General features: G+C 71.7%; 10 protein-coding genes. 1 reads left to right on the forward strand and 9 read right to left on the reverse strand.

Annotation, left to right across the window (positions count from 1 at the left end; translation table 11 throughout):
* Positions 1–4 precede the first annotated feature (4 nt).
* A complete protein-coding gene (gene fmt, locus OG289_RS10770; RefSeq protein ID WP_327313789.1) occupies positions 5–937 on the reverse strand; it encodes a methionyl-tRNA formyltransferase in 933 nt (310 codons plus the stop codon).
* Positions 938–1,388: 451 nt separating this feature from the next.
* Between fmt and OG289_RS10775 the strand changes: the two genes are divergently transcribed.
* Entirely contained in the window at positions 1,389–1,934 is a 546-nt protein-coding gene (locus tag OG289_RS10775) for a hypothetical protein (RefSeq protein WP_327313790.1), read from the forward strand.
* A gap of 163 nt (positions 1,935–2,097) precedes the next feature.
* On the opposite strand, the gene OG289_RS10780 is transcribed toward OG289_RS10775, so the two are convergent.
* The 8 genes from OG289_RS10780 to OG289_RS10815 form a co-directional block, all read right to left on the reverse strand.
* The gene (locus OG289_RS10780; RefSeq protein WP_327313791.1) at positions 2,098–4,278 is read right to left on the reverse strand and encodes a primosomal protein N'; all 2,181 of its coding nucleotides are present in this window, start codon (positions 4,276–4,278) and stop codon (positions 2,098–2,100) included.
* Between the two features lie 543 nt (positions 4,279–4,821).
* Entirely contained in the window at positions 4,822–6,030 is a 1,209-nt protein-coding gene (gene metK / locus OG289_RS10785; RefSeq protein ID WP_327313792.1) for a methionine adenosyltransferase, read from the reverse strand.
* Positions 6,031–6,271: 241 nt separating this feature from the next.
* On the reverse strand, positions 6,272–7,474 hold the full coding sequence (coaBC, locus tag OG289_RS10790; RefSeq protein ID WP_327313793.1) for a bifunctional phosphopantothenoylcysteine decarboxylase/phosphopantothenate--cysteine ligase CoaBC: 1,203 nt from the start codon (positions 7,472–7,474) through the stop codon (positions 6,272–6,274).
* A 123-nt stretch (positions 7,475–7,597) separates the two neighbouring features.
* On the reverse strand, positions 7,598–7,870 hold the full coding sequence (rpoZ, locus tag OG289_RS10795; protein WP_003988945.1) for a DNA-directed RNA polymerase subunit omega: 273 nt from the start codon (positions 7,868–7,870) through the stop codon (positions 7,598–7,600).
* A gap of 82 nt (positions 7,871–7,952) precedes the next feature.
* The gene (gmk, locus tag OG289_RS10800) at positions 7,953–8,546 is read right to left on the reverse strand and encodes a guanylate kinase (protein WP_327313794.1); all 594 of its coding nucleotides are present in this window, start codon (positions 8,544–8,546) and stop codon (positions 7,953–7,955) included.
* 60 nt (positions 8,547–8,606) lie between these two features.
* On the reverse strand, positions 8,607–8,930 hold the full coding sequence (locus OG289_RS10805; protein ID WP_003977346.1) for an integration host factor: 324 nt from the start codon (positions 8,928–8,930) through the stop codon (positions 8,607–8,609).
* Positions 8,931–9,208: 278 nt separating this feature from the next.
* On the reverse strand, positions 9,209–10,051 hold the full coding sequence (gene pyrF, locus OG289_RS10810) for an orotidine-5'-phosphate decarboxylase (RefSeq protein ID WP_327313795.1): 843 nt from the start codon (positions 10,049–10,051) through the stop codon (positions 9,209–9,211).
* Complete coding sequence (locus tag OG289_RS10815; RefSeq protein WP_327313796.1) at positions 10,048–11,154, reverse strand: quinone-dependent dihydroorotate dehydrogenase; 1,107 nt, start codon at positions 11,152–11,154, stop codon at positions 10,048–10,050. Before OG289_RS10815 ends, pyrF begins: the two co-directional genes overlap by 4 nt.
* Positions 11,155–11,157 lie beyond the last annotated feature (3 nt).

The raw sequence follows: 11,157 nt of genomic DNA on the forward strand, positions 1-11,157 counted from the left end.
AGCTTTACGCCCCGACGGTCTCGTCCTCCCCGATCCGGACCCCCCGCGCCCAGTCGGCGGCCCGCATCGGCTTCTTGCCCTGCGCCTGCACCCACACCAGCTCGACCGCGTACGAGCCGGTGCCCACGTGCACGCTGTTCTTGCCGACGGACAGCGCACCCGGGGCGAGATCGGTCCGCTCGGGAACCGGCTGGACCTGGATGAGCTTGAGGCGCTCGCCGCGGAAGGTGGTCCAGGCGCCGGGGGCGGGGGTGCAGCCCCGCACGACGCGGTCGACGCGCAGCGCCGGCGTGGCCCAGTCGACCTGCGCGTCCTCGACGGTGATCTTCGGCGCGAGAGTGATCCCCTCGGCCGGCTGCGGCACGGCCTTCAGGCTGCCGTCCTCGATCCCGTCCATGGTCGCGGCGAGCAGTCCGGCACCGGCGAAGGCGAGGCGGGTCAGCAGGTCACCGCTGGTGTCGGTGGACCGGATCTCCTCGGTGACCGTCCCGTACACCGGCCCCGAGTCGAGCCCCTCCTCGATGAGGAAGGTGGAGGCGCCGGTGATCTCGTCCCCCGCCATGACGGCATGCTGCACGGGAGCGGCGCCGCGCCAGGCGGGCAGCAGCGAGAAGTGCAGGTTGACCCACCCCTGGGCCGGGATGTCCAGCGCCACCCTGGGCAGCAGCGCCCCGTAGGCCACGACGGGACAGCAGTCGGGCGCGATCTCCTTCAGCCGTGCCAGGAACTCCGGATCCCGGGGCTTGACGGGCTTCAGCACCTCGATGCCCGCCTCCTCCGCCCGCTGGGCGACAGGAGAAGCGACCAGCCGCCGCCCCCGCCCGGCCGGCGCGTCGGGGCGCGTGACGACTGCGGCCACCTCGTGCCGCCCGGAGGCGATCAGAGCGTCCAGAGCGGGAACGGCGACCTCGGGGGTACCGGCGAAGACGAGCTTCATGAGTGGGCGGGGCCTCTCGGACAGATCGAAGGACGGGCAACACACAAGTTTATGGGGCGGCAAGACCAGGCGCCCCGGCGCCCACAGCAAGAACCACACGAGACCAAGCCCGAAGACCCCGCCGAAGACGAAGACAAAGACGAAGACGACACCGAAGCCGGACACGACACCGAAGCCGGACACGGCAACGGCACCAGAGCCGGACACGGCGCCGAGGCCGCCGACGACGGGAAGCCCCACAGGAGACCCGCACTTCTCTGTCCAACCGGAAACGGGCGGTGCGCGGGTGGGAGACAAAGGCGGCGAGGGCCGAAGGCCGAGCCGCGCACACCCCCCGGGGGGCGTACGCATATGTCCATACGCCCCCACACCGTGACCAGCGGAGCGAACCCGCGTTGGTCAAGAAAGAGTTGACCACACCTTCTTCAACGCCGGTTCGAGAGGCTTGTTCATGGCCGACCATGCAACCCACGACGCCCAGGCCCGGGCCAGCCTGCACTTGCTGGTGCGGGACATCGAGCGCGTCCGCCGGCAGGTGGACGCACTGCGCACCCTCACCGCCCAGCTGGGCAACGTCTACCGCCCCCGCCGCTCCGGCCCCTCCACGGGCTTCGTCGTCTACGGACGCGCCCCGGCCCCCACGGTCCGCCTGGCCCAGGAACTGCGGGACAGCGTCGAGACCCTGGTCACCGCGGCGGTGGACTTCGACCGTTCGCTCGGCTTCTCTTGGGACGCGGTGGGCTCGGCACTCGGGGTCACCAAGCAGGCCGTCCACCGCCGCTACGGCGCCCGCCGCGCCGCTGCCCAGGCGACGACCGCCGAGGCCGAGCGGCCGACGGAGCCGACCGCCGCCCGCACGCTCGGCGTGACCACGGGCCTTCCGACGGTTCCCACGGTCCCCGCCGCCCGCTCGATGCCGACCCAGCCGACAGCTGGCAGCCCGTCCCTGCGCGACGAGGCAAGGCCGACCGCCTTCCCCGGCCCACGCAACGGCTGAGGCGCCCCGCCCCGCACACCCCACACCCCACACCCACCACCGCCTCACCCTGCCCTCTCGGCGCACGCCCGAGAGGGCAGCCGCGTACCCGCCCCCCACAGCACCTCTCTCAGCTCCCTGATTCCACCCCTCGTCCAGCACCCAGCCGCACACCCCTCACCCCTCACCCGATATCCGGCGGGTCGATCCGCACCCTCACCATCTCCTCCCCACCCCGAGTCATCCGAGCCATCCGAGCCGCCTGCGCCGCCTTCAACGCAGCGGCCAGCGCGGCCCCCCTCCCCGGTGGTACCCGGATCAACGCCCGCTCCCACTGCTCCCCGGGCGGCGGCGCCCCCGCCCGCCGAGGCCGCCCCGCCGGGCCGTCCGGCACCGGAACAGGCCCCAGCACCTCCGCCTCCCGAGGCAGTTCGACGGCCGCCAGGAACGCGGCCACCGCCTCCGCCGTCCCCGACACCGCCGCCATCCGCGACACCGGCGGAAACCCCAGCTCGGCACGCTCGGCGAGCTCCCGCACCGCGTGCCCCACAGGATCCCACCGCACCAGCGCCTGCACAGGCCGCAGGGTGGGCTCTGCGACGACCACCACCGTCCCGCCGTCCTCCTGCGGCCGTACGAGCGCGGCGGCCGCCATCCAGCGACGCAGCGCGTCCTCCCCGGCCCGCAGGTCGGGCCGTCCGAGCATGGCCCAGCCGTCCAGCAACAGCGCGGCCGCGTACCCGCCCTCGGCGACCGGCTCGGCGCCGGGCGTGGACACGACGAGCGCGGGCGCCCCCGGCACCGTGTCCAGCACCTGCTCACGCCCCGACGTCCGCACAGGAACGGCGGGAAACGCCCGCCCCAGCTCCTCGGCGGTCCGCCGCGCCCCCACGATCTGGGCCCGCAGCCGGAACGAGCCGCACTCCGGACAGTGCCAGGCGCCCTCCTCGCGTCCGCACCACCCACACCACAGCACGCTCCCCACTCCACCCGTACCCCCGTCCCGCGCCTCCAGCGGCCCGGAGCAGTGCCGGCAGCGGGCGGCGGCACGGCACTGCGCACACGCCATCCTCGGCACATACCCCCGTCGGGGCACCTGCACGAGCACCGGCCCGTGGCGCAGCCCTTCCCGGACCGCCTGCCAGGCGAGGGTGGGCAGCCGGGCGGCCCGGGCGGCCTCGTCCCGCGCGAGGTCCTGGTCTCCCACGGTCCGCACCAGCGGAGCGCTGCGCCGCACCTGCTCCCGCGCGGCGACCAGCGGCCGCGCCCACCCGCTCTCGACGAGCTGGGCGCCCTCCACGGTGCAGCTCCAACCCCCCATCAGGAAACCGCACTTGTCCTGCGCGGCCCGCAGCAGCAGCACCTCCCGAGCATGGGGCTGCGGCGCGTGCTGCTCACTGTGACTGTCGTCCCCGTCGTCCCAGAGCGCGACCAGCCCGAGGTCCTGAACCGGCGCGAACATCGCGGCACGCGTTCCGACGACCGCACGCACGGACCCGCGCCGCACCGCGAGCCACTCCCGGTACCGCTTCTCGGGCCCGGCGTCCGCGGTGAGCAGCGCATGCCGCCCCTCCCCCAGCAACGCCGTCAGCGCCGCGTCGACCCGCGCGGCGGCCCGCCCGTCCGGCACGACGACCAGCGCCCCGCGCCCCGAGGCGAGCGTCGCGCCGACGACCCTGGCCAGCTCCTCGCTCCACTCGGGTCCGGGCAGCGCGTTCCACACCGCCCGCGGCGCGCCCCCTGCCGCCAGCGACTCGAGAAACGCGCCTCCCCTCTCGTATCGCCCCCAGGACCCGGCCTCCGGCACCCCCGGCGACGGCAGCGGCGCGGGCGAGGGCCGCTGCTCGGCGCGCGCGTTGCGCGGCGGCACCGCGAGCTGGAGCACATCGGCCAGGCTCCCCGCGTACCGGTCGGCGACGGCGCGCGCCAGCCCCAGCAGCTCCTGGCTCAACACCGGCTCGGGCGACACCACCTGGGCGAGCGCCGCGAGCGGCCCGGAGTAGTCCGACGCGGCGAGCCGCTCGACGAGGAAGCCGTCGATGAGGCCGCCGCCCTCGCGCCGCCCTTCCCGGACCCGCCCGCGCCCTGCCCCGAACCGCACCCGCACCCGCACCCCCGGCTGCGCGTCCGCGTCCAGCTCGGCCGGCACCGCGTAGTCGAAGTACCGGTCCAGATGCAGCACACCCTTGTCGACGAGCACCCGCGCGACCGGCAACTCCCCAGCCAGGGCGGCCCCCCGCCATGTCCGGGGCTTGGCCCGCGGCGCCTTGGCCTGCCGCACACTCTCCCGAATCAACGCGAGCTGCTCCGGCGGCGCGCCCTCCCCGGCCGCCCCACCGCCCCCCTGCCCGTTCTCGCTGCTCACGCCTGCATTCTTACCAAACGCCACTGACAACGGCCGCGCCGCGGACACCCGACCCGGTCGTTCACATACATGAACCTATATTCAGGCCATTGCCCCGGCAGGATCACCTCAATGACCTGCCCATCTGCGTGGCCACCGAGCAGGAAGCGCAGGACGTAGAAGGTGGTGACGTTGTGGATGAAGCACATCGCCACGAATCGGGTACGCGCTGTTCGAAGTGCCCGGCAACATGCTCCTGGAACGCTTCGGCGCGCGTCTGGCCGACTCGGCGGTTTCGTCTCGCCATTCCTCTTCGGGTACCTCAAGGACACGACCGGCAGCACGAACGGCGGGCTCCGCACCCTCTCCGCCGCATCGCTGCCCGCCGTCGTGGCGGCACGCCTCATCCATGGGACGCGGGCGCCCGCCGTGACGCTCCCCGAAACCCCGGCACAGAGGCAGCGTCACCCGCCCACGACGACATCGGCTCCCGGGACCACCAGGTCCCGGGAGCCGACGTCACCTACAGGTGTTCACGCCCGGCGGGCCGGGCGCGGTCCGGTACTACAGCCCCGCGGCCTTCTGCAGCGCCTCCACGCGGTCCGTACGCTCCCACGTGAAGTCGGGGAGCTCGCGGCCGAAGTGACCGTACGCGGCGGTCTGGGCGTAGATCGGGCGCAGCAGGTCGAGGTCGCGGATGATCGCGGCCGGGCGGAGGTCGAAGACCTCGTCGATGGCCTTCTCGATCCTCTCGACGTCGACCTTGGCGGTGCCGAAGGTCTCGACGAAGAGGCCGACCGGCTCGGCCTTGCCGATCGCGTAGGCGACCTGGACCTCGCAGCGGGCCGCCAGACCAGCCGCGACCACGTTCTTCGCCACCCAGCGCATCGCGTAGGCGGCCGAACGGTCGACCTTGGACGGGTCCTTGCCCGAGAACGCGCCACCGCCGTGGCGGGCGAAGCCGCCGTAGGTGTCGATGATGATCTTGCGACCGGTGAGGCCGGCGTCGCCCATGGGGCCGCCGATCTCGAAGCGGCCGGTCGGGTTCACCAGCAGACGGTAGTTCTCGGTGTCGAGCTTGATGCCCTCGTCCAGGAGCGCCTTCAGCTCCGGCTCCACGACGAACTCGCGGATGTCGGGGGCCAGCAGGGAGTCCAGGTCGATGTCGCTCGCGTGCTGCGAGGAGACGACGACCGTGTCGAGGCGGACGGCCTTGTCGCCGTCGTACTCGATGGTGACCTGGGTCTTGCCGTCGGGGCGCAGGTAGGGGATGGTCCCGTTCTTGCGGACGTCCGACAGTCGCTTGGACAGGCGGTGCGCCAGGAAGATCGGCAGCGGCATCAGCGTCGGCGTCTCGTCGGAGGCGTAGCCGAACATCAGGCCCTGGTCGCCCGCGCCCTGCTTGTCGAGCTCGTCTTCGTCGCCCTCGACCCGGGACTCGTACGCCGTGTCCACACCCTGGGCGATGTCCGGGGACTGGGCGCCGATGGACACCGACACGCCGCAGGAGGCGCCGTCGAAGCCCTTCTTGGAGGAGTCGTAGCCGATCTCGAGGATCTTGTCGCGCACCAGCTGGGGGATCGGCGCGTAGGCCTTGGTGGTGACCTCACCGGCCACGTGCACCAGACCGGTCGTGATCAGGGTCTCGACGGCGACCCGAGAGGTCGGGTCCTCGCGCAGCAGGGCATCGAGAATGGTGTCGCTGATCTGGTCAGCGATCTTGTCGGGGTGACCCTCGGTCACAGACTCCGAGGTGAACAGGCGACGGGACACAACGCTCCCTGGGGTTGCAGCGGCTGCTGGCTGATCATTGGCGGACGCGACGGGAGCTGCGCCCGGCGTCATCCGAGAACAGTTTATCGGTCGTGCCCCACCACCGGCCCACCCGTCTCGCCTCTCGGGAGTGCTGTGACCTGCGGCACGGGCATTCTGCCGAATGCCCAGCAGCCTTGGCCAGGGGGCGCAACACCCGAATCGAGCGAGCCGCGAGAGAACGGCGATGCGCATCAAACAGTCAGGTCAGGCGGGTCGTCACCAGGTCCCACACGATTTCGGCCAGGGCTTCCTTGGGGCCGTGCGGCACCGGGGTCTCGCTCCCGTCGGCACCCAGAACGAGCGCCTCGTTCTCCTCGGAGCCGAATGTGCGACGCTCCCCCACCTCGTTCACCACCAGCAGATCGCACCCCTTGCGCCGCAGCTTCGTCCGGCCGTTGGCGAGGACGTCGTCGGTCTCGGCGGCGAAGCCGACAACCACCTGGTTGGGGCGCACCCGGTCGGCGGAGAGCTCCGCGAGGATGTCCGGATTCCGTACGAGGACGATGGGTTCCGGTTCCTGGCCGTCCTTCTTCTTGATCTTGCCCGCCGCGTACGTCTGCGGCCGGAAGTCGGCCACCGCGGCGGCCATGACGACCGCGTCGGCGTCCGCGGCCGCCTTCAGGACCGCCTCGCGCAGTTGTACGGCTGTGCCGACCTGGACGACGTCGACCCCGGCGGGGTCGGGCAGGCCGGTGTTCGCCGCGATCAGCGTGACCCGGGCGCCGCGCGCGGCGGCGGTGCGGGCGAGGGCGTAGCCCTGCTTGCCGGAGGAACGGTTACCGAGGAAGCGGACCGGGTCGAGGGGCTCGCGGGTACCGCCGGCGCTGACCACGACATGCCGGTCGGTGAGGTCGGGCTCGCGCACTCCCCTGGCCAGGACGCGGCGGCAGACCTCGAAGATCTCGGCCGGGTCGGGCAGCCGCCCCTTGCCGGTGTCGACGCCGGTGAGCCGGCCGACGGCCGGTTCGATCACGACGGCGCCGCGTCGGCGCAGGGTCGCCACGTTCTCCTGGGTGGCCGGGTGCTCCCACATCTCGGTGTGCATCGCGGGGGCGAGGACGACCGGACAGCGGGCGGTGAGGAGGGTGTTGGTGAGGAGGTCGTCGGCGAGGCCGTGGGCGGCCTTGGCGAGCATGTCCGCCGTGGCCGGGGCGACGACCACCAGGTCGGCGTGCTGGCCGATGCGAACGTGCGGGACCTCGTGGACGTCGTCCCAGACCTCCGTGGAGACGGGGTGGCCGGAGAGGGCGGACCAGGTGGCGGCGCCGACGAAGTGCAGCGCGGAGGCGGTGGGGACGACGCGGACGTCATGACCCGACTCCGTCAGTCTGCGCAGCAGCTCACAGGCCTTGTAGGCGGCGATACCACCACTGACCCCCAGAACGACCTTCGGCTTGTCCACCGTCTCTCCCCGCACCTCGGCACCACGTACGCCGCGGCTCCCGGCGTACGAGTCCATCAGACACCACAGGCCCGGCAGTCGTGCTGCCGGGCCTGTGGAAAAACCAACTGCGAGCCGAAAATACTACTGCGCGGGACCCTCGACGGCCTCGGACGTCAGCAGCCCCGCGTTGATCTCGCGGAGGGCGATCGAGAGCGGCTTCTCGTGGACGTGGGTGTCGACGAGCGGACCGACGTACTCGAGGAGGCCCTCGCCGAGCTGCGAGTAGTACGCGTTGATCTGGCGGGCCCGCTTGGCCGCGTAGATCACGAGGCTGTACTTCGAGTCGGTGGCCTCGAGGAGCTCGTCGATCGGCGGGTTGATGATGCCCTCGGGCGCGGAGATGGAAGAGGACACGCTCTACCTTCCGATGGATGGGAAAAGACCGGTCGTGATCACAGAGCCCGCCAGGTACCCGGAGGACTCGGAGAACCCGTGATCACACAACATCCATCAAGGCTAGCAGCTCACGCGCCACGTCCTCGACGGAGGTGTTGACCAGGGTCACGTCGAACTCCGGCTCGGCCGCGAGTTCGATCTTCGCGGCCTCCAGCCGGCGCTCGATGACCTCGGGCGGCTCGGTGCCCCGCCCGGTGAGTCTGCGCACCAGCTCCTCCCAGGAGGGAGGAGCCAGGAACACCAGCTGGGCCTCGGGCATGGACTCGCGGACCTGCCGGGCACCCTGGAGGTCGATCTCCAGGAGGACCGGCTCGCCCGACTCCAGGCGCTCCAGCACGGCAGCGCGCGGAGTGCCGTAGCGGTTGCCGGCGAACTCGGCCCACTCCAGCAGCTCGCCGTTGGCGATCAGCTTGTCCATCTCCTCGTCGGTGACGAAGAAGTAGTGGACTCCGGGCTTCTCGCCGGGGCGCGGCTTACGGGTCGTCGCCGACACCGAGAGCCAGACCTCGGGGTGTTCCTTGCGCATATGGGCGACGACCGTGCTCTTGCCGACCCCGGAGGGGCCGGAGAGCACGGTCAGCCGCGGACGTACGTCCGGGGGCTCGGGGGTCGTCCCCCGGAATGTTGCAGCCATGCAGCGATTATTCCAGCAATCCCGGAGTGCCCGGGACTCCCTTCCCGCAGGACCCGGGAATCAGGATCCGGTGCTGCCGAACTCACGCTCCAGGGACGCGATCTGGTTGGAACCGAGGCCGCGCACGCGACGGCTCTCGGAGATGCCGAGTCGCTCCATGATCTGCTTGGCGCGGACCTTGCCCACGCCCGGGAGCGACTCCAGGAGGGCGGAGACCTTCATCTTGCCGATGACGTCGTTTTCCTGACCCTGCTTGATGACCTCGTGAAGGGAGGCGCCGGAGTGCTTCAGTCGATTCTTGACCTCGGCCCGCTCCCGGCGAGCCGCGGCGGCCTTTTCGAGCGCGGCTGCGCGCTGTTCGGGGGTAAGGGGCGGAAGAGCCACGCCTACGTCACCTCGGATGTCGAACTGTCGGATACGGACCGGTGAGGAACCTAGTCGCCCCACACCTGGTGAGCTACGAGCAACACGCTTGCCCGTTCACTCTCCGTCGGAGACTAGCGGCCAACTCCGCCAGAGTCAGCGAGAACAGAGGAAAAGTCCTGGTCAGCCTCCGTCAGGCCGGACATTTAAGACATAGTGCCCTGGATTTGAGGATGTATCCAGGCTCAAGTCGGCCGAGGGCCGCCGGACCGAGCCCCCGGTCGGGCGGCCGGAGCCCCTCAGGCGGAGGCCACGGCGGCGCGGACCTCTCGCGCGAACCGCTCCACCGCGTCACGCAGCGCGACGATGTCGGGACCGTGACGCAACACACCCCGACTCACGTTCGGTACGACATTGCGCACCGCGGACCCGAAGACCCGCGGGAGGTCGGCCGGGGTCGCCCCCTGGGCGCCGACGCCGGGCGCGAGGAGCGGAGCGTTGATGTCGAGGTCGTACGTCGAGAGGTCGCCCAGCGTGGCGCCGACGACCGCCCCGAAGGAGCCCAGCGGCTCCTCCCCCACGTTCTCGGCGGCCAGATGCGCCAGCATCGTGGCGCCCACGTTCCGTCCGTCGGCCCGCACCGCGTGCTGGACCTCCCTGCCCTCCGGGTTGGAGGTCAGCGCCAGCACGAACAGCCCGGTGCCGCTCTCCCGGGCCAGCGCCACCGCCGGCGACAGGGACCCGTAGCCGAGGTACGGCGACACGGTGAGGGCGTCCGAGAACAGCGGGGCGTCCTTGTGCAGGAACGCCTCGGCGTACGCGGCCATGGTCGAGCCGATGTCACCGCGCTTGGCGTCCATCACGACCAGGGCGCCGGCCGCCCGCGCCTCCTGGACCGTCTTCTCCAGAACGGCGACCCCGCGCGAGCCGAACCGCTCGAAGAAGGCGCTCTGCGGCTTCAGCAGAGCGACCCGGTCGGCCGTCGCCTCGACGACCGTGCGGCTGAACCGCTCCAGGCCGGCGACGTCGTCGTTCAGACCCCACTCGGCGAGCAGGGACGCGTGCGGGTCGATGCCGACGCACAGGGGGCCACGCTCGTCCATCGCGCGACGCAGACGGGCGCCGAAGGGCTCCAGGGTCATGCCGTCTTCCTCACGTCGGCGCCGACCGCGTCGGCGAGGGTGGCGTAGGGACTCGTCCGCAGGCGGGCGGCGAGGCCCTTGTGGATCGCGCGGCCCCAGAAGGGCCCTTCGTAGATGAAGGCGCTGTACCCCTGGACCAGCGTGGCACCGGCCAGGATGCGCTGCCAGGCGTCCTCGGCGTTCTCGACGCCGCCGACGCCCACGAGGGTGATGCGGTCGCCCACGCGCGCGTAGAGACGGCGCAGCACCTCCAGGGAGCGGGCCTTGAGGGGCGCCCCGGACAGGCCGCCGGTCTCCTTCACCAGGGAGGGTTCGGATTTCAGACCGAGCCCATCGCGCGCGATGGTGGTGTTCGTGGCGATGATCCCGTCCAGGCCGAGTTCGACGGCCAGGTCGGCGACCGCGTCGACGTCGTCGTCGGCCAGGTCCGGGGCGATCTTCACCAGCAGCGGGACGCGCCGCGAGGTCACCACGCGGTCGGCGGCCTCCCGGACGGCGCTCAGCAGCGGCCGCAGCGCGTCCGTGGCCTGAAGGTTGCGCAGCCCCGGCGTGTTCGGCGAGGAGACGTTCACGACCAGGTAGTCGGCGTACGGCGCGAGCCGCTCGGTCGACTTCACGTAGTCGCCGACGGCCTCCTCCTCCGGTACGGCCTTGGTCTTGCCGATGTTGACACCCACCACGGGCCTGAAGACCGGCTCACGGGACGCGAGCCGGGCCGCCACGGCCAGCGAGCCCTCGTTGTTGAACCCCATGCGGTTGATCAGCGCCCGGTCCCGCACGAGCCGGAACAGCCGCTTCCTGGGGTTGCCGGGCTGTGGCTCGCCGGTGACCGTGCCGATCTCGACGTGGTCGAAGCCCAGCATCGACATCCCGTCGATCGCGACGGCGTTCTTGTCGAAGCCCGCGGCGAGCCCGAAGGGGCCGTGCATGCGCAGCCCGAAGGCCTCGGTGCGCAGTTCCCCGTAGCGGGGTGCCAGGGCGGCCGCGACGAAGGTGCGCAGCACCGGGATGCGGACGGCGAGCCGGATCCAGCGGAAGGCCAGGTGGTGGGCCTGCTCCGGGTCCATCCGTTTGAAGACGAGGTTGAAGAAGATCTTGTACATCTG

This window comes from Streptomyces sp. NBC_01235, assembly GCF_035989285.1.
Taxonomy (GTDB): Bacteria; Actinomycetota; Actinomycetes; order Streptomycetales; family Streptomycetaceae; genus Streptomyces.